The sequence below is a fragment of the uncultured Campylobacter sp. genome, assembly GCF_938045595.1.
Taxonomy (GTDB): domain Bacteria; phylum Campylobacterota; class Campylobacteria; order Campylobacterales; family Campylobacteraceae; genus Campylobacter_B.
Map to the genome: position 1 here is coordinate 1 of NZ_CALIBB010000096.1, position 25,056 is coordinate 25,056.

General features: G+C 49.5%; 29 protein-coding genes. 22 read left to right on the forward strand and 7 right to left on the reverse strand.

The features are described from left to right. The 21 genes from Q0340_RS03890 to Q0340_RS03990 form a co-directional block, all read left to right on the forward strand. A partial coding sequence (locus Q0340_RS03890) for a DUF354 domain-containing protein (protein WP_298082237.1) occupies positions 1-893 on the forward strand: 893 nt, incomplete at its 5' end. A gap of 48 nt (positions 894-941) precedes the next feature. After that, positions 942-1,433, forward strand: a complete 492-nt coding sequence (gene greA / locus Q0340_RS03895; protein ID WP_177388511.1) for a transcription elongation factor GreA — start codon at positions 942-944, stop codon at positions 1,431-1,433. Position 1,434: 1 nt separating this feature from the next. Continuing rightward, positions 1,435-2,442, forward strand: a complete 1,008-nt coding sequence (argC, locus tag Q0340_RS03900) for an N-acetyl-gamma-glutamyl-phosphate reductase (protein WP_298082238.1) — start codon at positions 1,435-1,437, stop codon at positions 2,440-2,442. 43 nt (positions 2,443-2,485) lie between these two features. Further along, complete coding sequence (locus Q0340_RS03905; RefSeq protein ID WP_298082239.1) at positions 2,486-3,220, forward strand: UDP-2,3-diacylglucosamine diphosphatase; 735 nt, start codon at positions 2,486-2,488, stop codon at positions 3,218-3,220. Positions 3,221-3,251: 31 nt separating this feature from the next. Beyond that, a complete protein-coding gene (gene serB / locus Q0340_RS03910) occupies positions 3,252-3,875 on the forward strand; it encodes a phosphoserine phosphatase SerB (protein ID WP_297880525.1) in 624 nt (207 codons plus the stop codon). After that, positions 3,868-4,875 (forward strand): transaldolase, encoded by a 1,008-nt coding sequence (locus tag Q0340_RS03915; RefSeq protein ID WP_298082240.1) that lies wholly within the window; start codon positions 3,868-3,870, stop codon positions 4,873-4,875. The genes serB and Q0340_RS03915 overlap by 8 nt, the downstream gene beginning before the upstream one ends. Continuing rightward, positions 4,875-6,092, forward strand: coding sequence for a PilT/PilU family type 4a pilus ATPase (locus Q0340_RS03920; RefSeq protein ID WP_297880012.1), 1,218 nt, complete (start codon positions 4,875-4,877; stop codon positions 6,090-6,092). Before Q0340_RS03915 ends, Q0340_RS03920 begins: the two co-directional genes overlap by 1 nt. A gap of 248 nt (positions 6,093-6,340) precedes the next feature. Continuing rightward, positions 6,341-6,877 (forward strand): 50S ribosomal protein L25/general stress protein Ctc, encoded by a 537-nt coding sequence (locus Q0340_RS03925; RefSeq protein ID WP_177388523.1) that lies wholly within the window; start codon positions 6,341-6,343, stop codon positions 6,875-6,877. Positions 6,878-6,885: 8 nt separating this feature from the next. Continuing rightward, positions 6,886-7,443 (forward strand): aminoacyl-tRNA hydrolase, encoded by a 558-nt coding sequence (gene pth, locus Q0340_RS03930; RefSeq protein WP_297923961.1) that lies wholly within the window; start codon positions 6,886-6,888, stop codon positions 7,441-7,443. Then, the gene (locus Q0340_RS03935) at positions 7,440-8,486 is read left to right on the forward strand and encodes an LptF/LptG family permease (RefSeq protein WP_298082241.1); all 1,047 of its coding nucleotides are present in this window, start codon (positions 7,440-7,442) and stop codon (positions 8,484-8,486) included. Before pth ends, Q0340_RS03935 begins: the two co-directional genes overlap by 4 nt. A gap of 45 nt (positions 8,487-8,531) precedes the next feature. Next, a complete protein-coding gene (gene lysA / locus Q0340_RS03940; protein ID WP_298082242.1) occupies positions 8,532-10,022 on the forward strand; it encodes a diaminopimelate decarboxylase in 1,491 nt (496 codons plus the stop codon). Further along, positions 10,019-10,453, forward strand: coding sequence for a hypothetical protein (locus tag Q0340_RS03945; RefSeq protein WP_298082243.1), 435 nt, complete (start codon positions 10,019-10,021; stop codon positions 10,451-10,453). Before lysA ends, Q0340_RS03945 begins: the two co-directional genes overlap by 4 nt. After that, complete coding sequence (gene pheA, locus Q0340_RS03950) at positions 10,437-11,513, forward strand: prephenate dehydratase (RefSeq protein WP_298082259.1); 1,077 nt, start codon at positions 10,437-10,439, stop codon at positions 11,511-11,513. Before Q0340_RS03945 ends, pheA begins: the two co-directional genes overlap by 17 nt. After that, entirely contained in the window at positions 11,513-12,622 is a 1,110-nt protein-coding gene (hisC, locus tag Q0340_RS03955; RefSeq protein ID WP_298082244.1) for a histidinol-phosphate transaminase, read from the forward strand. The genes pheA and hisC overlap by 1 nt, the downstream gene beginning before the upstream one ends. Next, the gene (gene dxs, locus Q0340_RS03960; RefSeq protein WP_298082245.1) at positions 12,612-14,444 is read left to right on the forward strand and encodes a 1-deoxy-D-xylulose-5-phosphate synthase; all 1,833 of its coding nucleotides are present in this window, start codon (positions 12,612-12,614) and stop codon (positions 14,442-14,444) included. Before hisC ends, dxs begins: the two co-directional genes overlap by 11 nt. 64 nt (positions 14,445-14,508) lie before the next feature. Continuing rightward, positions 14,509-14,919 (forward strand): Fur family transcriptional regulator, encoded by a 411-nt coding sequence (locus Q0340_RS03965; RefSeq protein WP_297880504.1) that lies wholly within the window; start codon positions 14,509-14,511, stop codon positions 14,917-14,919. 48 nt (positions 14,920-14,967) lie between these two features. Continuing rightward, positions 14,968-16,386 (forward strand): CHAD domain-containing protein, encoded by a 1,419-nt coding sequence (locus Q0340_RS03970; protein WP_298082246.1) that lies wholly within the window; start codon positions 14,968-14,970, stop codon positions 16,384-16,386. Between the two features lie 9 nt (positions 16,387-16,395). After that, a complete protein-coding gene (ubiE, locus tag Q0340_RS03975) occupies positions 16,396-17,124 on the forward strand; it encodes a bifunctional demethylmenaquinone methyltransferase/2-methoxy-6-polyprenyl-1,4-benzoquinol methylase UbiE (protein WP_298082247.1) in 729 nt (242 codons plus the stop codon). Continuing rightward, positions 17,117-18,283 (forward strand): exodeoxyribonuclease VII large subunit, encoded by a 1,167-nt coding sequence (gene xseA / locus Q0340_RS03980; RefSeq protein ID WP_298082248.1) that lies wholly within the window; start codon positions 17,117-17,119, stop codon positions 18,281-18,283. The genes ubiE and xseA overlap by 8 nt, the downstream gene beginning before the upstream one ends. Positions 18,284-18,293: 10 nt before the next feature. Then, positions 18,294-19,370, forward strand: a complete 1,077-nt coding sequence (serC, locus tag Q0340_RS03985; RefSeq protein ID WP_298082249.1) for a 3-phosphoserine/phosphohydroxythreonine transaminase — start codon at positions 18,294-18,296, stop codon at positions 19,368-19,370. 415 nt (positions 19,371-19,785) lie between these two features. Continuing rightward, a complete protein-coding gene (locus Q0340_RS03990) occupies positions 19,786-20,025 on the forward strand; it encodes a DUF333 domain-containing protein (protein ID WP_298082250.1) in 240 nt (79 codons plus the stop codon). A gap of 447 nt (positions 20,026-20,472) precedes the next feature. Here the strand turns inward: Q0340_RS03990 and Q0340_RS03995 are convergent, their stop codons facing one another. From Q0340_RS03995 to Q0340_RS04005, 3 genes are read right to left on the reverse strand one after another with little or no spacing between them, the layout of a single operon-like run. Then, positions 20,473-20,685, reverse strand: coding sequence for a sodium:solute symporter (locus Q0340_RS03995; protein WP_298082251.1), 213 nt, complete (start codon positions 20,683-20,685; stop codon positions 20,473-20,475). Between the two features lie 3 nt (positions 20,686-20,688). Continuing rightward, positions 20,689-21,045, reverse strand: coding sequence for a hypothetical protein (locus tag Q0340_RS04000; RefSeq protein WP_298082252.1), 357 nt, complete (start codon positions 21,043-21,045; stop codon positions 20,689-20,691). Further along, a complete protein-coding gene (locus Q0340_RS04005) occupies positions 21,024-21,158 on the reverse strand; it encodes a hypothetical protein (RefSeq protein ID WP_298082253.1) in 135 nt (44 codons plus the stop codon). Before Q0340_RS04005 ends, Q0340_RS04000 begins: the two co-directional genes overlap by 22 nt. A gap of 253 nt (positions 21,159-21,411) precedes the next feature. On the opposite strand from Q0340_RS04005, the gene Q0340_RS04010 reads away from it, so the two are divergent. Then, positions 21,412-21,600, forward strand: a complete 189-nt coding sequence (locus tag Q0340_RS04010) for a hypothetical protein (protein WP_298082254.1) — start codon at positions 21,412-21,414, stop codon at positions 21,598-21,600. Between the two features lie 231 nt (positions 21,601-21,831). Here the strand turns inward: Q0340_RS04010 and Q0340_RS04015 are convergent, their stop codons facing one another. The 4 genes from Q0340_RS04015 to Q0340_RS04030 are packed head-to-tail and all read right to left on the reverse strand — an operon-like array spanning position 21,832 to position 25,054. Continuing rightward, complete coding sequence (locus Q0340_RS04015; RefSeq protein ID WP_298082255.1) at positions 21,832-22,335, reverse strand: flavodoxin family protein; 504 nt, start codon at positions 22,333-22,335, stop codon at positions 21,832-21,834. Next, positions 22,332-23,546 carry a radical SAM protein gene (locus tag Q0340_RS04020; RefSeq protein ID WP_298082256.1) on the reverse strand — a complete coding sequence of 405 codons (1,215 nt, stop codon included), beginning with the start codon at positions 23,544-23,546 and terminating at the stop codon, positions 22,332-22,334. The genes Q0340_RS04015 and Q0340_RS04020 overlap by 4 nt, the downstream gene beginning before the upstream one ends. After that, positions 23,547-24,329, reverse strand: a complete 783-nt coding sequence (locus Q0340_RS04025; protein WP_298082257.1) for an ABC transporter substrate-binding protein — start codon at positions 24,327-24,329, stop codon at positions 23,547-23,549. Then, complete coding sequence (locus Q0340_RS04030) at positions 24,326-25,054, reverse strand: ABC transporter ATP-binding protein (protein WP_298082258.1); 729 nt, start codon at positions 25,052-25,054, stop codon at positions 24,326-24,328. Before Q0340_RS04030 ends, Q0340_RS04025 begins: the two co-directional genes overlap by 4 nt. Between the last annotated feature and the right edge of the window lie 2 nt (positions 25,055-25,056).

Genomic DNA, 25,056 nt, shown 5'->3' on the forward strand with positions numbered 1-25,056 from the left:
AAGAAAGCGGCGCGCGCGCGGAAATTTCATATTATATCCTGCCGCAGGTTTGGGCATGGAAGCAGCACAGAGCGGAGAAGCTGAAGGCGTTTTGCGACAATCTACTCTCCATCTGGCCTTTTGAGGCAAAATTTTTCGGCGCGGATTGCAAGGGAGATAAAGGCGCCGTGCCGCAAGAAGCGGAAAGCAAAGACGCCTCGCTACAAGAAGCAAAAGATAAAAATGTTGCGCCGAAAGAGTATGCCGCGCGTCCGAGCGAGCAAAGCGCTAAAACCGCAAAGTACTCTTTCGTGGGGCATCCGCTGCTTGATGAGATAAAATTCCAAAAAACAAGCTACGAAAAACAGGGCAAGATCGCTTTTATGCCCGGCTCGCGCAGAGCTGAAATTTCAAGACTGATGCCGATTTTTAGAGCCCTTGCGCCTAAATTTGAAAATAGCGAGCGAGTCTTGATAATCCCGCCGCATCTGATGGATCAAAGAGATGAAATTTACGGGCCTCTGGACGGCTTTAGCATCGTAAACGATACTCCCGCCACGCTTAAGGATTGCGATTTTGCCTTCATCTGCTCGGGTACGGCGACGCTTGAGGCGGCGCTCATCGGCACTCCGTTCGTGCTGTGCTACAAAGCGCGCGCGTTTGACGTTTGGCTCGCGCGAAAGCTCGTAAAGCTAAAGCACGTGGGGCTTGCGAATATTATTTTTGATTTTTTGGGCGAGGAGCCGCTACATGAGGAGCTTTTGCAATCCGAAGTAAGCGCGCAAAACCTACTCGCCGCATACGAGCGCTGCGACGCCGCGAAATTTAAACTTGCGAGCGAAAAGCTGCGAGATTATCTGAAATTCGGCTCCAGCGAAAACGTGGCAAAAATTTTAACGCAGCCTGCGAGCTAAAATTTTAAGGCTAAAGCTTATATAATTTGATAAAAAGAAAGGAAGATTATGACGACAGAACCAATGACGCTTTACGGATATGAAAAGATCACCTCCGAGCTCAAGGAGCTTCAGAGCGTGAAGCTGCCTCACATAGTGCAGCAGATCGACATCGCGCGCGGACATGGCGATCTGAAAGAAAACGCCGAGTACCACGCGGCGCGCGAAGAGCAAGCGTTTTTGCTCTCGCGTATCGCCGAGCTTAGCGACATCGTCTCTCGCAGTAAAATTATCGACCCCTCTACCTACGAGCACGATCGCGTAAAATTCGGCTCCACCGTTACCTTTATGGACGTCGAGACCGAGCGGGAGGAGGTTTACACGATCGTAGGGCTTAGCGAGGCGGACATCTCGCGCAAACTTATCAATATAAACACGCCGCTTGCGCGCCAGCTTTTAGGCAAAGCCGAGGGCGATGAGGTGGTGCTTCAGCTGCCATCAGGCACGCGCGATGTGGAAATTTTAAGCGTCGAATACAAGCCGATCAAATTTGAGAATTAGCGTGAAAAAAGTAGGCATCATCGGCGTTAGCGGTTATACGGGGCTTGAGCTGATTAAGGCTCTACTTTCTCACCCGGGCTTTGAAATTTCGTATTTGGGCGCTTCGACAGATGGTGAGATAAGTGAGATTTTCCCGCAGCTGCGCGGCGTGTTTGAGATGCGCGTAGAAGCCGCGGATGCTCGCGTTGCGGCGCAAAGATGTGATCTTATTTTCTTGGCGCTACCGCATGAAAAAGCAATGGAATTTGCCCGTGAAATTTTAAAATTTAAAAGCGTCAAGGTAGTCGATCTATCCGCCGATTACCGCCTAAGCCGCGAGCTTTACGAGAAAAATTACACCGCGCATTTGGACCCTCGTAATTTAGCCCACGCCGTTTACGGACTGCCCGAGCTAAATCGCGAAAAGATCCGCGTCGCGCGCCTTACGGCAAATCCTGGCTGCTATCCCACCTGCTCTATTTTGGCGCTCGCGCCGTTCGTGCGATTGCTCGATCCGGATACCGGCGTATTTATCGACGCAAAAAGCGGAGTAAGCGGCGCGGGCAAGGTCCTTAAAACGAGCAGCCATTTCGTAAGCGTGAACGAAAACGCGGGCGCCTACTCACCGATTTCGCATCGCCACGCAGACGAGATCAAGGAGCAGCTGCAAATTTTAAGAGGCGGAGAATTTAGCACGCTTTTCGTGCCGAATTTGCTGCCGATTACGCGCGGAATGCTGGTTAGTGCGTTCGGCGTGCTGCAAAAGAGCGTGGACGCAGAGGCGGTGCTGCGGGAGTTTTACGAAAACGAGCCTTTCGTGCGCGTAAGAAATGAGCCCGTGAGTATAAAAAACGTCGCAGGGACGCACTTTTGCGATATTTTTGTAAAAACTGCGGGCGATAAAATTTGGATCAACTCGGCGATCGATAATCTTTTGCGCGGAGCATCGTCGCAGGCGGTCGCAAACGCAAATTTAATGTGCGGATTCGCCGAAGCTACGGCGCTGCCGCGCATCGCGCACGGAATTTAAGCGATGAACTTTTTTGCAAAAGCCGTCACGCGCCGGAGCCTAAATGCAAAATGATCAAATTCAGACGATAAAACCCGGCGCGATATTTATCGGCGATGCGCACGCGGGCGCGAGCAGACCGCAATTTTTGAAATTCTTGCACGCGCTGTGTTCTGCGCAAAGCCTGCCGCCTCAAATTTTTATGATGGGCGATATGTTTGATTTTTTGGCAAACACAACCTACGCGCAGCGCTTCTACGAAGAGGAGATCGCGCTAATAAACGAGCTGTCGCGAAAATGCGAAATTTTTTACTTCGAGGGCAACCACGATTTTAATCTGCGCGAAATTTTCCCCCGCGCAAAAGTTTATCCAAACGCCGCGCAGCCCGTGAAATTTATCTGCGAGAGCGGCGAGGCGGTGCAGATCGCGCACGGCGATCTGTTTTTGCCGCGCCTGACGCAGTTTGCGCTGCTTTCGCTACGAAATAGAGCTTTTCTGAAATTTATGGATCTGCTCGATCGCGCTTTAAAATTTAAAATTTCAAAAGTAATCTTAAAATCGCAAGAGGGGAAAAACCTATACAAAAAAATGCCAAATTTTAAGGATATAATCGCGCCGAAGATCGATTTTTACGCGGCAAATTTAATCATCGAGGGGCACTATCATCAAGATGAAATTTTATATTTCGGCGAAAAAAAATATATAAATTTATGCTCGTTCGGGGTCAGGAGTAAAATTTACAAGGTCGCAAAAAGCGAAAAATTTATGCTAATTCCAAAAAACTTAAACTTAAATTAGCTATAATTCCTAAATTTTTGCGAGGATATTTATGATAAAGCTTTGTGTTTTCGACTTTGATTCTACGCTGATGGACGGCGAGACGATAGGTTTTTTCGCCGCTAAAATGGGCACGCAGCGACAAGTTAGTGAAATTACGAAGCGCGCGATGGCGGGCGAGCTTGATTTTTTTGAGAGCCTTAGCGAGCGAGTGGCGCTGATAAAGGGGATGAAGCTTAGCGATGCTAAAGCTATCGCGGAAAGCCTGCCTTTCGTTTGCGGCGCTAGCGAGATCATCGCGTATCTGAAAAATAAAGGCATAAAAGTGATCGTCTTTAGCGGCGGATTTCATCTAGCCACGGACGCCGCGCAGAAAAAACTGGGTTTTGACGCGAGTTTTGCGAACTATCTGCATGAAAAAAACGGAATTTTAACCGGGCTTTTCGGCGGCGAGATGATGTTTGGCTACTCAAAAGGGGCGCTGCTTGCGCAGCTTAAATCGCTGATGGGTTTAAGCGCAAGCGAAGTGATGTGCGTGGGAGACGGCGCGAACGATGTTTCGATGTTTCGCGAGGCGGGACTTAAAATCGCCTTTTGCGCGAATGAAATTTTAAAAAGCGAGGCGAGCGTCTGCATTGAAAAAAAGGATTTGAAGGAGATTATGAAATATGTATGATAAAGCCCTAAATTTCAGCCTTTGGTGCGACTTTTTGGAGCGCGATTTTATCGATAAAGATTTCGACGAGCTGATCAAAAAAGGAATAATTAACGGCGCTACCTCCAATCCTGCGATCTTTAAAAACGCGATCCTAAGCTCCCCCGCATACGATGCGGCTAAAGAGGAATTTAGAAAAAAAGAGCCTAAAAAGCTGTATGAAATTTTAGCCACCGCAGACATCAGAAGTGCGGCGGAGAGCCTGCTTAAAAATTTTATCAACGGCGATGACGGCTTTGTGAGCATCGAGGTTGATCCGTGCTTTGCAGACGACGCCGAGGCGATGTATCGCGAGGGCAAGCACCTATATAGCACGATCGGCATGCCAAACGTAATGATAAAAATCCCCGCGACCAAGGCGGGCTACGAAGCGATGCGCGATCTGCTAAAAAAGGGGATCAGCGTAAACGCGACCTTGGTTTTTTCGCCCGAGCAGACCGTAAAATGTATCGAGGCGATAAAAGAGGGGATCGCGGGCTTTCGCCGCTACTTCCCTAAGGCAAATTTACCAAAAACCGTAATTAGCATCTTCGTTAGCCGCTTCGATAGGTTACTGGATGAAAAAATGGCCGCGGCGGGCCTTTCTACCGGCAAAATCGGCACGATGAACGCTTCAAAATGCTACAATATCATCGCTAAAGAAAATTTAAACTACGTAAAACCGCTGTTTGCGAGTACGGGCGTAAAAGGAGACGATCTGCCGAAGGATTACTACGTAAGCGAGCTAATGTATCCGGGCTGCGTAAACACCGCGCCGCTTGAGACGATAGAGGCCTTTATAAGCGGCGATCAAAAGCCCAAAATGCCGCCTAGCGACGCGCAAATAGAGGAATTTTTCGCTCGCGTAGCGGATGCGAAGATTGATATGAAAAAGGCATATAAAAAGCTGCTGGATGACGGACTAGCGGCTTTTGAAGAGGCATTTAAAGAGATAATAAAAACACTTAAAAAGGAGAAATGATGGCGGGTTCTATAGATTATTCGCAGTATCAAGTTGACGCTTCTACGCTGGATTTTAAGCAGCGAGATAGGCTAAATAAATATTTGGAATTTCTAATCCAAAACGGCGGTAGCGACCTTCACATAAAATCGGGCGCGGTTATCAGAGGGCGCATCCACGGCGAGCTGGTAAAATTTAGCAAAACGCCATTTTTGAAAGAAGACGCGATGACGCTAGCTAAGGAGCTTCTCATCACGCGCTTTCCTGAGCTTATCGAGAAAAAGAGCGTGGATTTTACCTACAAGCTAAACGAAGATTATCGCTTCCGCGTTAATATTTTCTTTCAGATCGACGGTATCAGCGCGGTTTTCCGAACGATCCCGGTTAAAATTCCAGAGATCGACGATCTAGGTCTGCCGCCTTCGATCAAAGATATTTGTGACACGGCTATGCGCGGCGTCGTGCTACTTACGGGACCTACGGGAAGCGGAAAGACGACAACGATCGCAAGCATGATCAATCGCATAAATAGACAAAGAACCAGCCACGTCGTTACGATCGAGGACCCCGTGGAGTTCGTATTTAAAGACGATAAATGCATCATCAATCAGCGCGCTATCGGTGAGGACTGCAACAACTTCGCCGATTCGCTTCGCGCCGCGCTGCGAGAGGATCCAGACGTCATATTTGTGGGCGAGATGCGCGATTTGGAAACGATCGAGACCGCGCTTCACGCCGCAGAAACGGGCCACTTAGTGTTTTCGACGGTGCACACTATTGACGCAAAAGAGACGGTAAACCGAATCATTGCGATGTTCGAGCAAGCCGAGCAGGAGCGTATCCGAATGACGCTAGCATCCGTCCTAGAGGCGGTCATCTCTCAGCGCCTTGCCCGTACTGTCGAGGGCAAGCGCGTAGCCGTCGTTGAAATTCTACGCAAAAACACCCGTATTAAGGATATGATACTTGATGCGCGCGACGACGAAATTCCTGACGCGATCGCCGATGGTCGCAACACCTACGGCATGCAGACCTTCGATCAGCACCTGCTTGATCTTTACAGAGATGGCATCATTACCCGCGAGGAGGCGCTGGATAAGGCCTCTAAACGAAACGACCTCGATCTGCAGATCAAAAACGTGGACCTTGCCAAAAAAAGGGATTTGGCAGCAGAATCCGGAGAGAGCGCCGAGGAGATGCTCGCAGGCGAAGTCGTACAGCTAAAAGAGATCCGCTAAGTCGTAAATTTTAAAATTCTAAATTTTTGCAATTTAAGATTTTAAAGAATTCTGCCTGCCGCCGCGCAGGCGAAATTTAATTCATCTATCCTATTGCGTACAAATATGCCGTGCTTTGTGGGATTTAGCGTAAATTTAATCGGCTAAATTCCGTGCGATTTTACTTCTAAATTTCATCGCGGCGCTTAAATAGATTTAAAGCAACATTTAGCTATTATCACGCTTCATTTTTTCACAAAGGAAACCTAATGTTAGAAGGTATCGTTAGAGATAGTATCGGTAAAAGGGCTTCAAAATCCCTAAAACGAGATGGTTATCTAATCGCTAATATTTATGCGAAAGGATTTGAAAATATTAACGCAGCGTTTAAAGTAAACGACTTTATCAAAGCTATGCGCGCAAAAGAAGATCTTCCTTTCGAGGTTAGCGTGGGCGGTAAGACATATCGCGTTATAGTGCAAGAATACCAAAAGCACCCCGTCACAAATACCCTAACTCACGTAGATTTGCGAGTAGTTCAGGATGACGTCGTAAGCAAATATTTAGTGCCGGTTAAGGTAACTGGCGTCGCTAAAGGGCTAAAAAACAAAGGTATTTTGGTGCAATCCAAGCGCCGTATCGCCGTAAAATGCGCAGGCAAAGATCTACCAAACGATTTTACGCTCGATGTGAGCGATCTTGACGTAGGCGATTCGCTTTTGATCCGAGACATTCCGGTAAAAGAGGGCGTCAGCATCATCCTAGACGGCTCAGTAGCGGTAGTCGGAGTTACTTCGGCTAAATAGGGGCGCCTATGATACTGATCGCAGGACTTGGGAATCCTGCTCAGAAATACGCAGATACCAGACACAATGTCGGTTTTATGCTAATCGACGAAATTTTAAAGACGGGCGGCTTTAGCGAGCTTGGCGCGTCTAAATTCCAAGGCGAGCTTTTTAAAAAGGGCTCGCTGCTTCTTTTAAAACCCCAAACTTTTATGAACTTAAGCGGCAACTCCGTAAAGGCGGTGAATGATTTTTATAAGCCTGAGCGCATCATTGTGGTGCACGACGATATAGATTTGGATCTAGGCGCCGTTAAATTTAAAAAAGGCGGCAGTAGCGGCGGGCACAACGGCATCAAATCGATCGATGCGCTAATCGGTGCGGATTACGAGCGCGTGCGTATTGGCGTGGGCAAAAAACAGCAAGGGCAGGACGCGGCAAATTTCGTGCTCGGAAATTTTAACGAAAGCGAGCGTGAGAAGCTGAGCGAAATTTTACCCTATGTCGCGCGCGCGGTAGAGGAGCTCATTTGCTCGGATATAGAGCAGATCGCGCAAAAATTTACGATTAAAAAGGCTAGGGTGTGAAGTTATACGTAAAATACGCGGCTCTTTCCTATCTGAAGTATTTTTTTATCCTTCTAATAGCCCTTGAGTGCTTTTACGTAGGCATCGATGTGCTTACCAATCTCAAAGATTTTCCTTCAAGCGCGAATACCGCTCTTTTGTATATCGCTCTAACCGCGGCAGTCGCGCTTAGCTACACGCTACCGCTAAGTCTTATTTTTGCGCTTATTTTGATGGGCTTTAATATGATCCGTAGCAACGAGCTGGTGAGCTTTTATGCGCTTGGAGTTAGCAAAAACTCTCTGATAATCCCTCCATTTTTGATCGCACTTGCGATTACTACGGGCTTTATAGCTTTAAATTCCACCCCGTTTGCATACTCGCTAAAATTTCAAAAGAATTTAACCGATTTATCGCCTACGGGGGGAGATATGTTTTTGAAATTTGAGGGTAAATATATCTACATCAAAGCTCTAAACGGCAAAAACGCAAATGATATAACGATCTTTGATGTGGGTGATAACTCCGTTGCTTCACGCTCGCACGCAAGCTCTGGCGAATACGCAGGTAAAATTTGGCATCTGCGCGACGTAAATACCACCACTTTACCAGCGCAGCTTAAGCTTGGAGGAAGTGGATTAAGAAGTGAGTTTAGCGTACAGGGCGGGGCGCTTAAGGGCTTTGATCCAAGCTCAATTGCAAGCGTTTATGATACGAGTAATGTATATTCGATCAGGGATGCTTTGCGTTCGATCCGCACCTTTTCGCATCAAGGCGTAAATATCTCTACTATAAAAGCAAGTCTTTATAATATGATATTTTTTCCATTGTTTGCGCCTTTGGCAGTATTGGTGCTGTATTATTACTTGCCCGTTACGGGACGATTTTTTAATCTTGCGCTACTAAGCTTTGGATTTTTTATCGCTACGCTATGCGCTTGGGGCGTGCTTTTCGTGTTAATTAGGTTTTCTCTCAACGGCGTCATCATCCCAGAACTTGGCATTATCGTGCCCATAACAGCGCTATTAGGCTTCGCGGCATTTTTAGTTTTTAAGCATCGTTAAGCCTTGATTTGTTAGAATGGCGCAAAATTTATCGGTGGAAATTCTATGGATTATTCAAGCTTAGCCCGCAAATACGGCACTCCTTTATACGTTTACGATTTTAACGAGATACAAAAGAATTTCATAGCGCTCAAAGAGGCCTTCGTAGCACGCAAGTCGCTCGTTTGCTTCGCGATTAAAGCAAGCTCGAATTTAAGCATTTTAAAATTTCTATCGAATCTGGGCAGCGGCTTTGACTGCGTCAGCATCGGCGAGCTGCGCCGCGCTCTGTATATCGGCGCAAAGAGCTATAAGATCATATTCTCTGGCGTCGGCAAGCAAGACAGCGAGCTCGAGTTTGCGCTAAAGTCAGACATCTTGCTGATAAATTTAGAAAGCGAAGCCGAGATGCTGCGCCTCGAGCAAATCGCGCAAAAGCTAAATAAGCCCGCTCGCATCAGCATCCGCGTAAATCCAAACGTCGATGCTAAGACCCACCCCTACATCTCCACGGGGCTAAATGAGAATAAATTCGGCGTCAGCATCGAGACCGCGCGCAAGATGTATATCTACGCCAAAAAGAGCAAATTTTTAAATCCCGTCGGTATCCACTTTCACATCGGCAGCCAGCTTACAGACATTTCTCCGATCTGCGACGCCGCAAAGATCGTAAGCGATCTGTTGCGCGAGCTGCGAGCCCTTGAGGTCGATATAAAATTTTTCGACGTGGGCGGCGGCATCGGCATCCGCTACGAGGATGAAAAGCAGATCGTGCTCTACGACTATGCGCAAGGAATTTTAAAGAGCCTAAGCGGTCTAGATATCACGATTGTGTGCGAGCCGGGGCGCTTCATCACGGGAGCTTCGGGCGTCCTCCTTACTCACGTGCTTTACGAAAAACAAAACTGCGGCAAGCGCTTCGTTATCATCGACGGCGCGATGAACGATCTCATACGCCCGAGCCTCTACGGCGCGCACCATAAAATCGAGCTTGTAAGCGAGCAGAATTTCGCCTGCGAAAGCTGCGCGAGCCAAAACGATACCGAGAATTCTACGGCACGAAATCCCTCTCGGCAAAGCGGCATTACGCAAGATTTAGCCGAGAATTTCACGGCGCAGAATTCCACGCATAGCAAAGCTTTCGGCATCGAGGCTAAGTCCATTTCAGAGGATTTCGCACCGCAAAATTCTACGTCGCAAAACGGCGTTTCACAAAGCTTGCAAGGAAATTTCGCGCCACAGAATTCCTCTAATCTAAGCTCCGCCGTGGATAATTCTGCGCCGCAAAGCTCTGCAGAGAGCTTAAGCCTCTGCGACGTCGTGGGCCCGATCTGCGAAAGCGGCGATTTTCTAGCCAAAGGGGTGAGCTTGCCTAGCCTGCAAAGCGGCGATCTGCTCGCAATCAAAAGCGCCGGCGCCTACGGCTTTTCGATGTCGAGCAACTACAACACCCGCTGTCGCGCCGCCGAGGTCGCGGTTTACGACGGACAGGACCGCCTGATTAGAAAGCGCGAGAGCTTTGATGATCTAATCGCGCTCGAAAAGGATTTCGTATGAGCCGCGCGGCGAGCCGTCCAAAACGGGGCGCGATCTTAAATTTCAAACCCGAGCGCGCAGCGGCTTTAAATTTTAATGCCGCAACGAAAGCAGCCCTAAATTTTAAACGCACTGCTGATTTAAACTCGGAGCCCAAATACACCCGCGCTTCAAATTTCAAATCCGAACAAAATGCGCCTCTAAATTTAACGCCAGAACGAAGCCCCGCTTTAAATTTTAACTGCGTCTCTTTAAATTTAAGATCTCGTCGCGACGAATTTTATCGCGCCTTCTTAGCGCGCGGAAGTTGCGGTGCAGCTATCTTAAGCGATGAAATTTTAAATTCGCGCGATAAGAATTTCAAAGCCTGCGGCAAGAGCGGCGGCGTGAAATTTTTAAAACCGAAATTTAGGGGCGAGCGAAAGGAGGGCTATGATGCAAAACATCGATGATCTGCGCGTTTGTATCGATAGGCTGGATGATGAAATTTTGCGCCTTATCGACGAGCGCATGGGGTTTGTCAAAAAGATCGGCGAGCTGAAGCAGACCGCGGGCAGCGCGATCTACCGCCCGGAGCGCGAGCGCTCGATCATCAGCAGGCTGGACGGCGGAAAGGCGCGAAATCTAAGCAAAGATGCGATCGAGGCGATATTTTTTGAAATTTTCTCGGTCTCGCGAAATTTAGAAAAGCCGCAGATCGTCGCGTTTTTAGGGCCTTTCGGCACCTATTCGCACCAAGCCGCCAAGAGCCGCTTCGGCGCAGTAAGCTCCTATCTGCCGCTCTCAAACATCGAGGCGGTCTTTAAGGAGCTTGATAGCGGCGAGGCCAAATACGGCGTCGTGCCGATCGAAAACAATACCGAAGGCGCAGTGGGCGCGACGCTTGATTGCTTGCGAAAATACGAAGGCGTCAAGATCGTTGCCGAAATTTATATGGATATCCACCACTGCTTTGCGAGCCACTGCGACGACGTAAGCACGGTAGAGCAGATATTCTCGCATCCGCAAGGATACAATCAGTGCCTTAAATTTTTAGACGATCACGGCCTTAGCGGCGTTAAATTTACCGCGACCAAATCAACTGCGCTTGCGGCGCAGATGGCGGCTGCCACGCCGCACTCCGCCGCGATCTGCTCCAAGATCGCCGCCGATCTTTACGGCGTGCCGATGATGTTTCAAAAGATCGAGGACAACTCCGCCAATCGCACGCGCTTTTTCGTGCTGAGCGACTTTAAAAACCAAAAGAGCGACCGCAACAAAACGAGCATCCTAGCCAAAACAGACGACCGTCCGGGCGGACTCGTGGACTTTTTGCAGATGTTTCGCAACGAGGGTATAAATTTAACCAAATTAGAAAGCCGCCCGGTCAAGCTTAGGGATTTTAAAAGCATCTTTTATATCGATTTTGAGGGGCATGTGGATGACGAACGCGTGGCGCGCGTGCTGCAAAACGCACAGAAAAACGGCCACGAAATCACCTGGCTGGGAAGCTATATAAACGGAGGGGAGTGATGAAATTTAACGAATTTGTAGAAAATCTAAGCAATTACGAAGCGGGCAAGCCGATCGAGCTTGTGGTGCGGGAGTTTGGTATCCGCAAGCAGGACGTGCTAAAGCTTGCCAGCAACGAAAATCCCTTCGGCACGAGCGAGGCGGTGCAGGAGGCGATCGCGCAAAACGCCGCCTGCGCGCATCTCTACCCGGACGATTCGATGTATGAGCTAAAGGGCGCGCTCGCCTCGAAATTCGGCGTAGAGCCGCAAAATATCATCATCGGAGCAGGCAGCGATCAGATCATCGAGTTTGCGCTGCACGCCAAGCTCAATTCGCGCCACGCCATACTGCAAGCGGGCGTTACCTTTGCGATGTACGGCATCTACGCAAGCCACTGCGAGGCTAAAGTTTACAAAACGAACGCGCAGAAGCACGACCTAGCCGAACTTTTAAAAATTTATAACGCGCACAGGGATGAAATTTCGGTCATCTTTTTGTGCGTGCCGAACAACCCGCTTGGCGAGTGCTTGGATGCGGAGGCGGTGTATGAGTTCGCCGGTAGCGTGGATGAGGATACGCTTTTGGTGATCGATGCCGCGTACAACGAATTTGCGGCGTTTAAAGATGAGCGCAAAAAGCTCGATCCGAAATTTTTAATTCAAAATTTTAAAAACGTGCTCTATCTAGGCACCTTCTCAAAGGTTTACGGCCTGGGCGGTATGCGCGTAGGCTACGGCATCGCGCCGCGCGTAATCATAAACGCGCTTTATAAGCTGCGACCGCCCTTTAACATCACGACGCTTAGCCTCGCAGCGGCGATTGCGGCGCTAAAAGACGAGGCTTTCGTGCAAAAGAGCCTGCAAAACAACGCCGCGCAGATGAGCCGCTTTGAAGATTTTGCGCGCGAGCGAAATTTAGAATTTATCCCTAGCTACGCAAATTTCATCACGTTCAAACTTAGCACGCCGCTAGATAGTAGCGAGCTTTGCGATAGGCTTCTGCGCCGCGGCATCATCATTAGAAATTTAAAAAGCTACGGGCTAAACGCCGTGCGCATCACGATCGGTACGCCTGAGCAAAACGATCGCGTCTTGGGCGCTTTGGGAGAGATTTTGAGTGGATATTAAAAATAAAAGCCTAGAGGAGCTACGAGAGCTCTGTGCGCAGATCAGAGCGCGTATCATCGAAGTCGTGAGCAAAAACGGCGGCCATTTAAGCTCAAACATGGGCGCAGTCGAGCTCATCGTGGCGATGCACTACGTATTCGACGCCGCGAACGATCCGTTTATCTTCGACGTAAGCCACCAAAGCTACGCGCACAAGCTTTTGACGGATCGCTGGGAGGAGTTCGGCTCGCTTAGGCAGTTTGGCGGTATCAGCGGCTACACTAAGCCTAGCGAGAGCAAATTTGATTACTTCGTCGCAGGACACGCCTCGACGTCAATCTCTTTAGCCGTGGGTGCGGCAAAAGCGATAAGCCTAAAGCGCGAAGATCGCGTGCCGGTCGTGCTCATCGGCGACGGCTCGATGAGCGGCGGCATGACTTATGAGGCGATGAATGAGCTAGGCGATCTGCGCCTGCCCTGCATCATCATCCTAAACGATAATAAAATGAGCATCAGCAAGCCTATCGGCGCCTTTAGCAAATACCTAAGCCAAGCGATGGCGGGCGAGACATATCAAAAATTTAAATCCCACGTAAGAGAGCTGCTCTCTCACGCTCCGCAAAGCGCGACATATATGGCAAAGCGCTTTGAAAATTCCTTAAAGCTCATCATCCCTGGGATGTATTTTGAGGAGCTGGGGCTTGATTATATCGGTCCCGTGGACGGGCATAATCTAGAGGATCTAATATCTGCGCTAAAGACGGCAAAAAGCGCGCGCAAACCCGTCGTCGTGCACGCTCAAACGATCAAAGGCAAGGGATATGACAAGGCTGAAGGATATTTGGAGAGCTGGCACGGCGTAGGACCTTTCGACATTCAAAGCGGAGAATTTAAAAAAAAATCCGCCACCAAAAGCGCCACGCAAATTTACGCCGAAGCGCTTTTAAGCTTAGCCGCCAAACATGAAAACGTCGTGGGCGTAACCGCCGCGATGCCAAGCGGCACGGGTATGGATAAGCTGATCGAGAAATTTCCCCACCGCTTCTGGGACGTCGCGATCGCTGAGCCTCACGCGCTAAGCTCGATGGCTGCGATGGCGCGCGAAGGTTTTAAGCCGTACGTTACGATATATTCGACCTTCATGCAGCGCGCATTCGATCAGATCGTCCACGACGCGGCGATTATGAACTTAAGCTTAGTCCTTGCGATGGATCGCGCGGGCATCGTGGGCGAGGACGGCGAGACGCACGAGGGAGTCTTTGACGTGAGCTTCTTAAACGCGATCCCAAACGTCAGTATGTGCGCGCCGCGTGACGAGACGAGCTTTAAACGGATCATCGAGTACTCCTACGCGCATAAGGGGGTTTTGGCGATCCGCTATCCGCGCGGAAGCTTTATCTTGGACTGCGACGAGACCGGCGCGTCTGCAGTAGAGCTTGCAAAATCGGTGTTTTTAAAGCGCAGCGATAGCGCGCGAGTAGCGTTCATCGGCTACGGAAACGGCGCAGGTAGGGCGTATAAAACGGCTGAGGCGCTGGAGGGGCAGATGGAGGCGGACGTAGTGGATCTAGTATTTGCAAAACCTTTGGACGGCGAGTTTTTGCGAAATTTAGCCCGCAAGGATAAAATTTGGTACGTCTTTAGCGACAACGCCAAAAAAGGCGGCGTCGGTGAAATTTTAAGCGCATTTTTGCAGGAAAATGAAATTTCGGACGTAAAGATCGTAAGCTTCGAGTTTGCTGATATCTTTTTACCGCACGGCAAGACCGCCGACGTGGAGCGCAGCTTGGGCTTGGATATCCAAACTCTAACCGAGCGAATATTAAGTGATAAAAAGTATTAGTTAATATCAACTTTGTTTAAAGTAAAATTTGATAATATCACTTTAAAATTTTTGAAGGACAAAAATGAGCCACGTAGAACTACTCAAAACCTGCGGTTTGAAAGCAACTCCGCAAAGATTATGTATCCTAAAGGTACTTGATCGCCACGAGCATCCAAGCATAGAGGACCTATACGAGGGGATCAAAGAGGACTATCCATCTATTTCGCTAGCGACGGTTTATAAAAATTTAAACACCCTGCTCGACGAAGGCGTTGTAGTCGAGGTCAATGCGCCGAATAAAAAGAGCCGCTACGACATCTATCAGATGCCGCACATCCACGTCGTATGCGAAAAATGCGGCAACGTCACGGATCTTTTCATGGACGATGCCTTTAATAAGGACGTTTTGAAAAACATCGAGCGCAAAGCGGGCAATTTCATCCGCAAGCTAAATATCACGGCTACGGTCGAAGACTGCGAAAAGTGTAGATAGTTTAAAGAATTTTCTGCTATTATTACCCACTTTATTTTTGGAGCGGGTATGCAAACTAAGCGTAAATTTTTATTGAGCGACGATTCGATTCTGCGGACGCTAGAGCGTGCGGGGCTGAAATGTCGCAAGGTAAAGATCGCTTGGTTTTATACTTCGTTCTATCCCGAAATTTACTACATCCGCCAAAACGACGAATGCTCTTTGCACCACAGAAAAGAGGATCTCGACAGACAAACTCTAAATTTTAAAATTTCAAAAGATGATTTCAAAGAGGCTTTAAAAAGCAGGATCGCCCGCGTCGTGCAAAAGAACCGCTACGGCTTTGCTAACGACGAGGCGGAGTTTTGGTTAGAGCTTTACGGCGGAGAGTTAAGTACGCTCGTGATTTTACGAGCGAAATTTCAAAGCGAGGCGGCAAGCACAAATTTTGATTTTGTAAAAACCTTCGGCAGCACCGATTTTTGCGAGATCACCGACGATTACCGCTACAAAAGCCGCTATCTGGCGCGCTACGGCGTACCGCCGCGCTCGCTTGATTTCGCGCACGCCCGCAACGTTTTTAAAAAATTTAGCCGAGTTAAATTTTTCGCGCCGCCCTATGCGGACAGCGTTAAGCTTGCGCGTTTGGCGCTTGAGCTAGCGTGGACGAGGGCGTGCGGCGCAAAAAGCGAGTATCAAAAAAGCCTAGCCCCCGAAGCTCTTCACGAGCTGCGCGTGCAGATTCGTAAATTTAGAGCGGTTTTGAAGCTATCTGCGCCGCTTTTCGAAGCTGAAAAAAAGGATAAAATTTTAAAACTACTCGCAGAATTTATGAGCCGCACCAATCAGCTGCGAGACCTCCACGTTTTTGCGGAGTTTTTAAAGGCCGACGACGCGCCTGCGAGCTTTTTACAGCAGCTAAATCTTATCACAAAGCGCTCGGAGAATAAAATTTTAGAATTTCTTTCTAGCGCGGAATTTGCGGATTTAAGCGGCGTTATTAGCGGCTTTTTAAACGGCGCAGACGGCATCTACGCGCGTAGCGAATATGAAAAAATTTCAAAAAAGTTCGCATCCGCCCGCCTTTGCAAGCTGATTAAAAGCTTGCGCGCGGAGCTAAAAAATTTAAAGCAAGGCTCATCGCTGCAGGCATTTCACGACGCGCGTATAGGGCTAAAGAGGCTGCGATACGCGCTTGAAATTTTTGCAAGAAGCTTTGATGAAGGCTGCGTCAGAGATCTGTTTAAGCGCACCAAGGCCGCCTGCGAGGATTTCGGCGCGCTGCAAGATATCAGTGTGTGGCAAAATTTCATCGCGATCTATCAAAAAGCAAGCGATAAAAGCGGCGTCGCGTTTGCGTACCTGCTGGCTCTGGACGCCCGCTTAAACGACCGCCGCGCCGAGCTGGAAGAAAAAATTTTAAATGAAAAAGAAGCTCTTTTGCGCGCGCTGAAAAAATCGCTGCGCAAAATCAAAGCATACGAATAAGGAAAGCCCGTGCAAAAACAGGAAAAAATCATAAAGATGTTCGATGAGATCGCGCCTACCTACGATCTGGCAAACCGCGCCATCAGCTTCGGCGTGGACGTTTCGTGGCGCAAAAAAGCGGTCGAGCTGGCGCTTGAAAAGCTTAAGGGAGAGCTCGTGAGTATCGCCGACGTCGCGTGCGGCACGGGTGATATGATAAGCTCGTGGCGCGACGGCGCGGCGCAGCACGGCGTGCAGATCGAGCGGATCGTGGGGGTCGATCCGAGCGAGGGGATGCTTGAAGTAGCGAGGCAAAAATTCCCAGGCTGCGAGTTTATCAAAGCAACCGCGGGCGCTACGACGCTAGATGATGCAAGCGTGGATATTTTAAGCATCAGCTACGGCATAAGAAACGTCGTGGAGCTGGACGCAGCGCTTGCGGAGTTTAATCGCGTCATTAAACCGGGCGGCTCGCTCGTGGTTTTGGAATTTACCAAAGCCGCAAGCGGCGGGCTCGCGTTTAAAATCAGAGATTTTTACGTGAGCAAAATTTTGCCCAAAATCGGCGCCTTCATCTCGAAAAACAAAGAAGCCTACGAGTATCTGCCAAGCTCCATCGGCAGCTTCCTAGACGCCGCGAGCTTTAGCGAAAAGCTCAAAAACGCGGGCTTTGAGCTGCGCGTGCAAAAGGGCTTCAGCTTCGACGTCAGCACGCTTTTCATCGCGGAAAAAATCGCACGGAAGAGCGACGATGCTTAGTGTAAGCGAGCTAAACGCCCAAGCCAAGGCACTTTTGGAGACGAGTTTTAGCTTCGTCGAGGTCGAGGGCGAGATATCTAAGTTTAAAATCCAAAGCACGAGCGGGCACTGGTATTTTACGATCAAAGACGCGAGCGCGGCGATCGATTGCGCGATGTTTAAATTTAACGCCGCGCGGATAAATTTTATCCCCGCCGTGGGCGATAAGCTCATCGTAAGCGGCAAGGTCTCGCTATACGCCCCCACGGGCGCGTATCAGATCCAGGCCTCAAATATCCGCAAAAGCGGCGAGGGCGAGCTAGAAGCGGCGTTTGCCGCGCTAAAAGAAAGGCTTAGCAAAGAGGGGCTTTTTGATGCCTCGCATAAAAAACAGCTTCCGAAATTTGCCCAAAGCATCGCGATCATCACGAGCGCGGGCTCAGCGGCGCAGGCAGATATGCTTCGCACGGCGCGGGACCGCTTCGCGCTTTGCAAGATCGATCTGTATAACGCGCTAGTGCAAGGCGAGGGCGCGTCTACTTCGATCATAAGCGCATTGCGCGTAGCCGACAAGAAGGGCTACGATGCGATCGTCATCGCTCGCGGCGGCGGCTCGCGCGAGGATCTGTGGTGCTTCAACGACGAGGCCTTGGCGCGCGCGATCTACGCAGCCAAAACGCCCGTCATCTCGGCGGTCGGGCACGAGATCGATTTTAGCATCAGCGATTTCGTAGCCGATCACCGAAGCCTCACGCCCACCGCCGCGATGATCGATCTGTTGCCCGATATTTGCGCGATATTTCAGAGCCTAGATGGCGTAAGCGACGCACTTGATAGGCTGATAAAAGATAAAATTTCATCCGCACAAAACGTGCTGAGCTTCGCAGCTTTACAGCTTAAATCAAAATCGGTCGAGCCAAAAATTTCAGGCTCGCTTGCCAGGCTTTTAAATTTCGAGCTTAAATTTAAAAGCTTCGTGGACTCCAAGCTAAGCGCCGCAGAGCACATGCTAAGCGCTAAGGATGAGCTTTTGGCGCAAAAGGCAAAATTTTTTGAGATCACAAAGGATCTCGTTCAAATCCAAAAGGGCGGCAAAACGGTGAGCTTGGGCGAGCTTGCCGCGGGCGACGAGTTCGTCCTTTGCTCGCAGCAGCTCAGCAAAAACGCAAAAATCATCTAAAGGAGGTAAAATGGATAGGGTTTTAAATTTTAGCGCAGGACCTAGCACCATCCCGCTGGGCGTGCTAAAGCAGGTGCAAGAGGAGTTGCTAAACTACGCGGGGCGCGGATTTTCGATAATGGAGATCTCGCACCGCACAAAAATTTTCGAGGAAGTTTTGCATAGTGCGATGGACCGCGTACGCGATCTCTACGGCTTTTCGGATGATTTTACGATTTTGTTTTTACAAGGCGGTGCGAGCCTTCAGTTCGCGCAGGTGCCGATGAACCTATACGCAGGCGGCGTCGCAGAATACGCCAACACGGGCAACTGGACGAGCAAGGCGATCAAGGAAGCGGGCGTGCTCGGCATAAACTACCGCGTGGTCGCAAGCAGCGAGGATAGTAAATTCGACCGCATCCCCGAGGTTAAATTTTCTGACGACGCCGATTACGGCTACATCTGCTCGAATAACACGATCTACGGCACGCAGTATCCGCAGCTGCCGCAGTGCGCCTGCCCGCTCGTAGTCGATAGCTCGAGCGATCTGTTTTCGCGCCCCGTGGATCTTAGCAGCGTGGGGATGTTTTACGGCGGCATTCAGAAAAACGGCGGCCCCGCGGGCGTTACGATGGTTGCGATCCGCAAGGATCTGCTGGATCGCGCGAACCCCAAAACGCCGATGATCCTGCGCTACAAGACGCAGGCGGATGCGGACTCGATGAGCAACACCCCGAATACTTTCGGAATTTACATGCTAAATTTAATGCTCGGCTGGATCAAGGACGAAATCGGCGGGCTCGCGGCAATGCACGAGCGCAACAAGCGCAAAGCGGCGCTACTCTACGGCGCGATCGATGCTAGCGGCGGCTTCTACCGCGGCCACGCGCAAAAGGAGAGCCGCAGCCTGATGAATGTGAGCTTTAATATCGCAGACGCCGCGCTTGAGCCGGTTTTCGTCGCGCAAGCGGAGGCGGAGGGGATGATCGGGCTTAAAGGACACCGCGTCTTAGGCGGCATCCGCGCCTCGATCTACAACGCGATAAACTACGAAAACATTGAAAAACTAGTCTCCTTTATGAGCGAGTTTGCGCGCAAAAACGGCTAGCGGCGGTTAAATTTAAAGGATTTGAACGCAGCTCGCGCTTATAGACGAGATTGTTTAGGATCCGCGCTTGCCTTTGCCGCTGAGCTGGTATTTGTGATAACTCTCGCTTTTATAGCCGGTATTTTACGGCAGAAATAGCTTTGGTATGGCTTAGATTTCACCGCTAAAATTTTATTGAAGACAAAATTTATGATGTTAAATTTTGCATTGGATGAAGTCTGATGGCTTTGATTTTACAGCGGCGAGCGGACTTGGCGCTGCTGGGATTTATTAGGTAGGATTTAACATTTAAAACGCTATTATCGGTGTTCGAGGATGGAAGGCGGTTTATTTATGTAGGCGCAGGTTTAGCGTATCTAGCGTCTAAATTTAAGCTTAACCCTAAAAACGGGCAAAATTAAACGAAAGGATTTAAATGAGTTTTAAGAGATTTTTTGCAGTAGCGCTTACGGTGGGCGCTTTCACTTCGGTGAGCGCAGAGGCTAGCGCTGCTGGGGATTTTTGTATCAAAAACGGCGGCGAGCTGATCGTCCGCAAAGACGGCAACGGCGTGGACTACACCGTTTGTAAGCTGCCCGACGGCACTATGATCGACGCTGAAGAATTTTATAAAACAGGCGGCGATTTGAGTAAATTTAAGAGCGTAAATCGATAGAATTTTATCGATTGTGAGATTTGCGGCAGCGAAATTCCATAAAATTCTGCGTCAAAATTCCTCTTTAAAATTTAGATGAATTCTAACTAACAAGCGTTAGCACAAGTAAATTATTTGAGTACCTCATACAAAGTGAGGGCAGCAGAGTGATGGAAGAAATTCAATTATCCAAACATCAACGATGTGTTGAGATTTTACTCTAGCAAGGTGCTGAAAGCGGCGGCTACGCAAAGCAGAAATATTTTAAGCGACTTGACGCGACGTAGACAACCTGCTAGATTGCTCGATTACGACGCAGGTTTTTTTGGGATATGCTATAAGCATTTGTGCCCATACTTGCCGAACTTAAATTTTAGCCGTTCGTGGGCGTAGCTCACTTCCTTTTTTTTAAAAGACTCAAATTTTAGCCGCTTGCGGGTGCTCGTTCGCTTCCTTGCCTGCGTAAATTTAGCGCGTGAAAACCACGACCTCGCCCTGCTCAGACGCGACCTGTCGCCCCGCTAGATACAGCTCGAAGTAGGGCTTCAAAAAGTCCTCCTGCGGCCTTTGCGCATAGTTTGGATACTGCAAGTATGCCGAGAGCAGGTAGTCGCAGTCGATCGAATAATACGCCTCGCCGAGCACCCATAGCTTCGCATCGAGCTTAGGCATATCTATCATCCACTACGTGATCGCCTCATAGACGGCGTCCGCAAGTTCGTCTTTACTATGCGCAAAATCAAAACCTTTCTGCACTCGAGCGGATTTTATCTGCTCAAGCATCTCTAAAAGCTCGTCATCGCCGAGAAACTCGGCGAAAATTTTTAAATTTCGAACGTACGCTAAAGCTAGACTCTTAAGCGCTTCGTCATCAAATTTCGGATCCTGCGGCGGGCAAAAATATCCGGGCGCCACGCCTTGATCGAACGCTTCCCGCGTCTGCTGCGCCGTGACTGCGTAGATCGGCATTATGCGTGCTTGCAGCTCGGTGCCGTTTTGCAGCGGCGCAAACACTGCATCTACGCCCGTGCCGTCAGGCATAAAGCACTAAAAAGCCCGTAAAGCTTATCCTGCAGATCGATCTCTTCGCAATCTAAGCTTAAATCTAGCCCCGCAGCCTCGTTAATGCGACTAGCGTACTCGAAATTCGTCATTTTCGCCCCTTTAAATTTTGACCGTCAAAGCGTTTGGGTGGAATTTTACCTAAATTTTGCGCATTTGCCGAATTAAAATTTACGCGCGATGAGACTTTTGTAGAATTTAAAATTTAGCGGTTCGGTTTGGATTCGGTACAGCGACAAAGCGGCAGGGCGATGAGCGGCGACGGGTTGTCGCGCGGGCGGTTAGTAGCGGTGGATGGGTATCGCGCGGCGGGAGAGCGGCGTCTGACAGCGACACCCACGGCGTGTGACGACAGGGGTAGCCGATGATCGCGACCGCAGAGCTCGCAGTCTACTTGCTCACTTGCTCGCAGAAGCGGATTTTTGCGCTCAGGCCGTCGCAAAATGGTGGGCAGTGTTTTGGATGACGGCAGCACTCGCAGCACTCGCAGTCGCTTACAAAAACGGGCTTTTCGTCGCTCAGAGCGCGCATTAGCGGCGCAAGGTCGGCGGCATTGTTTGATCCGTTGCGCGTGAAATGAAATTTTATCGTTTAAATTCTAGAGCAAGACCTGCTTCTGCGGCGGCAAATTTGCTTGTAGGAATGAAATTTGTCGTTCAAATTTAGCAAAGATAAAATTTTAAATCGCGTAAATCGCGGGAGGGGACGAGTAATGATTTGATTTTGTTCGCGCCGCGTAGCGGTTTGCACGGCTTGCTTTAAATTTTATTCTATCCCCGCAAATGCTGCCTTTGCGTCCGCCAAATCCTTCTCGTCGGGGTGTTTCGCAGCCTCCGCCCAGCGTGCAAGTCGCTCGGGAGTGATAGGATGGGGCGAGTTGCCGCTAGAGGCCATTTTGCGCATCGTTTCAAGTAGATTCGGATCGATCGCGCCCTGGCAGGCAAACTCCCTTATGATCTCATTGCCGTTTGCTTTAAGCCCCTCTTCAAAGGTATCCAGGCACTTGCGCGAGTGCTCGCCGTCCGGCTCTGCGCCCAGAGTCATAAAAACGCCAAGCTTCTTGCCGTGAATCTTGCGTAAAAAGCGCATAAATTTCGCTTCGGCTTCGCCCTTATCGACGTAAAAGCCCAAGGCTATGAAATCGTAGTCATCGACCTCGCCTTCAAAGTCGCGGAAATTTAGACTCTCGCAGCCTAGTTGCTCGGCGATCGCGTCGCCCACCTTTTTCGTGTTACCCGTTTGCGAGGTGTAAAGCACGATTTTTTTCATACAAAATCCTTTCTAATGATGTTTGCTATCTCTTCATTGATGTTGTTGCCCCAAAAAACTCCATCCAAGTTTAAGACCGATTTTTCATCCTTAAGCTCCAAAAGCCCCCAGTTCTCAAATTCTTTGAGCTTTTGCACCGCTTCGTCGTAAATGCTCGCACTCAGAGCCTCTTTTAGCTCGTTTAAGCTTACGATCGGGTATTGAAACAGATTGTTTAGCGCGCTATATTTTGCCTCGCGCTCATCGATTCGCGAGATCATCTTGTGTCCCGACACGCCGTAAATTCCGAAGCCCGCTACGTGTCCGCCCGCGCCGTTGCCGATAGGCAGGATATCCGTGCCCTTGTGGCTTAGCTTGATGTAGCCGTAGTTATCGCGACCTTTTCGAGCAAGTTTGGTAAGCTCCAAAACCTCGAAATTCCCGCTTTGCAGTAGCGCCTCTGCAAAGGCATGGTGCAGCTTTTTATCAGTCGGCAGATCGTAGTAGGAGGTGTCGATCTTTTTGGATAGCTCCGAGCCTTCGAAAAACATCAACGAGTAAAAGCTAGCGCTATCTAGACCTAGCTCATCTACGTAGTGCGCGTCCTCTAGCGCTTCCTCCACGCTTTCGCCCGGGAAGTTGTAGATGATGTCGCAGCAGAGCATGCCGTCAAATTTTTCTCTAAGATCCTTCAGTCGCTCGATTGCGCGAGCGGGCTTATGCACTCGGTTTAAAAGCGCGCGCCCCTGTCTGCTGAAGGTCTGCACGCCGATGCTAAAGCGGTTTACGCCGAAGCTTTGTAGGGCGAGCGCTTTTTGCGTATCTAGATTATGCAGCGTGGTTTCTATGCTGATCTCGCAGTCGTCCGCGATCTTGAAATTTTTATGCAGCGCGCCCAGAACCTTTTCAAAGTGCGTCTCGCTAAAGACGCTCGGCGTGCCGCCGCCGAAGTAAATGCTTTTAACGCTTTTGGTATCGAAATAGGGCATCTCGCCGTAGTCTTTGATCTGGCGGATCAAAAATTTAGCGTATTCGTCCAGCTCGTCGCCGAGTTTGGAGCGCATCATCGAACAAAACGAGCAGATGTTGTCGCAAAAGGGCACATGCAGATAGATTACGCAATCGCTGTCTTTCGCAGGCTGCTCCAGCGCGTCGAACAGCTCATTTTCGCTCGCGGAGACGCTCTCGAAAAGCTTGGAGCGATGGTGGGATTTAATGCGTTCTTTAAACATCTATTTCGTTGCCTCCGCGTAAATTTCATCCACCGTCTCGCCGATCTGCGGGCTGCCCCGCAAGATGAGCGTCGGGGCCTTTAAAATTTTGCCCGATTTTACCGCTTTGGTGTTGCTAAGGATCGGATTTGCCTTTAAAAAATCCTCCGTCTCGCCGCCCACGACGACGATTATATCGGGGTTTTGCTCGAGGATGTATTCGGCAGATACCGAAGGCGTGCTGCCTTTTAGGCCGTCTGCGATATTTTTGGCGCCTAGGCGAGCGAAGATATCGCCTACTAGGGTTTTGTCGTTAAAGGCCATAGTGGCGTTTGAGCCGAAAAATAGCGCTACTTTTTTACCGCGAAGAGCGGGTTTGTCTGCAAAAATTCCATCCATCCGCGCGCAAATTTTATCCGCCTCGCTCTCTTTTTTTACGATTGCAGCGATCTTCTTTACGTTTTGGCAGATGTCTGCGGTGGAGTTCGCATCCATCGTAAGGCTCTTAAGACCGAGCTTTTGTAGGCTATCGCTCACGCCCGCGGAGTGAAAGCTCGTGATGACCAGATCGGGCTTAAGTTCGACGATCTTTTCCATATTCGGCTTTACGTAGGTGCCTACGCTAGGCAGTTTCGCGGTTTCTGCCTCCGGGCGGATCTTGCTCATCGAGGTAGTTGAGATCGCAGCGATCTGATCCTGCGCGCCTAAAGCGTAGATGATCTCGACTGCGGCGGGATCAAGTACGACTAGACCTTTGGCGAATACAAAGCTCGCCGAGAGCAAAGCTATAAGAATTTTTTTCACATTTTCTCCTTTTGCGGTAAGATAAATTTGGTTCCCAAATTTTCGACTATCAGGGCGTCAAAGCCGTAAATTTCTTTTATGATCTGCGGCGTAAAAAGCTCGCTCGCGCTACCGCGATACCTCACTGCGCCATCTTTTAGCATCAAAATTTCATCGCAAAACAGCGAGGCTAAATTTAGATCGTGCAGCACGATGACGCTCGTTAAATTTAAAGAGCGCGTCAGGTTTTCGCAGATGCTCATCGCCTCGATCGCGTAGTTCATATCTAGCGCGCCCGTGGGCTCATCGAGCAGTAAAATTTCAGGCTCGCTTACGAGCGCTCTGGCAAGCAGCACGCGCCCGAACTCCCCGCCGCTTAGCTCAAATGCGCTGCGATTTAAAAATTTTTTCACATCCAAAAGCTCTGCCATTTGCTCCACTTTAGCGTGATCGCTCGCATCGTAGCCGCTAAATGCGCTTTTTAGGCGGCAAAATCTGCCCGCAAGTAAAATTTCATTCACGTTCAGCGCGGCTGCGAGGGCTGTTTTTTGCGGCACGAAGCCGATGAGCGCGGCAAGCTCTTTGAGGCTATATTCGCTTGCTTTTTTGCCGTTTATTTCGATGATTCCGCTTGCGGGCTTTAAAATTTGCAATATGTTTTTTAGCAAGGTGCTTTTGCCGCAGCCGTTAGGACCCAAAATCCCGTAAAATTTCCCCCGCTTTAAATTTAACTCGATGCCTCGCAAGA

Excerpts from the sequence above, each read along its gene's own strand:
- Q0340_RS04015 (WP_298082255.1), bottom strand. The coding sequence starts at position 22,335 with ATGAAAAAAATCGTGCTTTACACCTCGCAAACGGGTAACACGAAAAAG.
- hisC (WP_298082244.1), top strand. The coding sequence starts at position 11,513 with ATGAAATTTAACGAATTTGTAGAAAATCTAAGCAATTACGAAGCGGGC.
- Q0340_RS03965 (WP_297880504.1), top strand. The coding sequence starts at position 14,509 with ATGAGCCACGTAGAACTACTCAAAACCTGCGGTTTGAAAGCAACTCCG.
- serC (WP_298082249.1), top strand. The coding sequence starts at position 18,294 with ATGGATAGGGTTTTAAATTTTAGCGCAGGACCTAGCACCATCCCGCTG.
- Q0340_RS03990 (WP_298082250.1), top strand. The coding sequence starts at position 19,786 with ATGAGTTTTAAGAGATTTTTTGCAGTAGCGCTTACGGTGGGCGCTTTC.
- Q0340_RS04005 (WP_298082253.1), bottom strand. The coding sequence starts at position 21,158 with ATGACGAATTTCGAGTACGCTAGTCGCATTAACGAGGCTGCGGGGCTA.
- Q0340_RS03920 (WP_297880012.1), top strand. The coding sequence starts at position 4,875 with ATGGCGGGTTCTATAGATTATTCGCAGTATCAAGTTGACGCTTCTACG.
- Q0340_RS03915 (WP_298082240.1), top strand. The coding sequence starts at position 3,868 with ATGTATGATAAAGCCCTAAATTTCAGCCTTTGGTGCGACTTTTTGGAG.
- lysA (WP_298082242.1), top strand. The coding sequence starts at position 8,532 with ATGGATTATTCAAGCTTAGCCCGCAAATACGGCACTCCTTTATACGTT.
- serB (WP_297880525.1), top strand. The coding sequence starts at position 3,252 with ATGATAAAGCTTTGTGTTTTCGACTTTGATTCTACGCTGATGGACGGC.
- pheA (WP_298082259.1), top strand. The coding sequence starts at position 10,437 with ATGCAAAACATCGATGATCTGCGCGTTTGTATCGATAGGCTGGATGAT.
- Q0340_RS04020 (WP_298082256.1), bottom strand. The coding sequence starts at position 23,546 with ATGTTTAAAGAACGCATTAAATCCCACCATCGCTCCAAGCTTTTCGAG.
- Q0340_RS03970 (WP_298082246.1), top strand. The coding sequence starts at position 14,968 with ATGCAAACTAAGCGTAAATTTTTATTGAGCGACGATTCGATTCTGCGG.
- Q0340_RS03905 (WP_298082239.1), top strand. The coding sequence starts at position 2,486 with ATGCAAAATGATCAAATTCAGACGATAAAACCCGGCGCGATATTTATC.
- xseA (WP_298082248.1), top strand. The coding sequence starts at position 17,117 with ATGCTTAGTGTAAGCGAGCTAAACGCCCAAGCCAAGGCACTTTTGGAG.
- greA (WP_177388511.1), top strand. The coding sequence starts at position 942 with ATGACGACAGAACCAATGACGCTTTACGGATATGAAAAGATCACCTCC.
- pth (WP_297923961.1), top strand. The coding sequence starts at position 6,886 with ATGATACTGATCGCAGGACTTGGGAATCCTGCTCAGAAATACGCAGAT.
- Q0340_RS03945 (WP_298082243.1), top strand. The coding sequence starts at position 10,019 with ATGAGCCGCGCGGCGAGCCGTCCAAAACGGGGCGCGATCTTAAATTTC.
- Q0340_RS03925 (WP_177388523.1), top strand. The coding sequence starts at position 6,341 with ATGTTAGAAGGTATCGTTAGAGATAGTATCGGTAAAAGGGCTTCAAAA.
- Q0340_RS04000 (WP_298082252.1), bottom strand. The coding sequence starts at position 21,045 with ATGCCTGACGGCACGGGCGTAGATGCAGTGTTTGCGCCGCTGCAAAAC.
- Q0340_RS03995 (WP_298082251.1), bottom strand. The coding sequence starts at position 20,685 with ATGATAGATATGCCTAAGCTCGATGCGAAGCTATGGGTGCTCGGCGAG.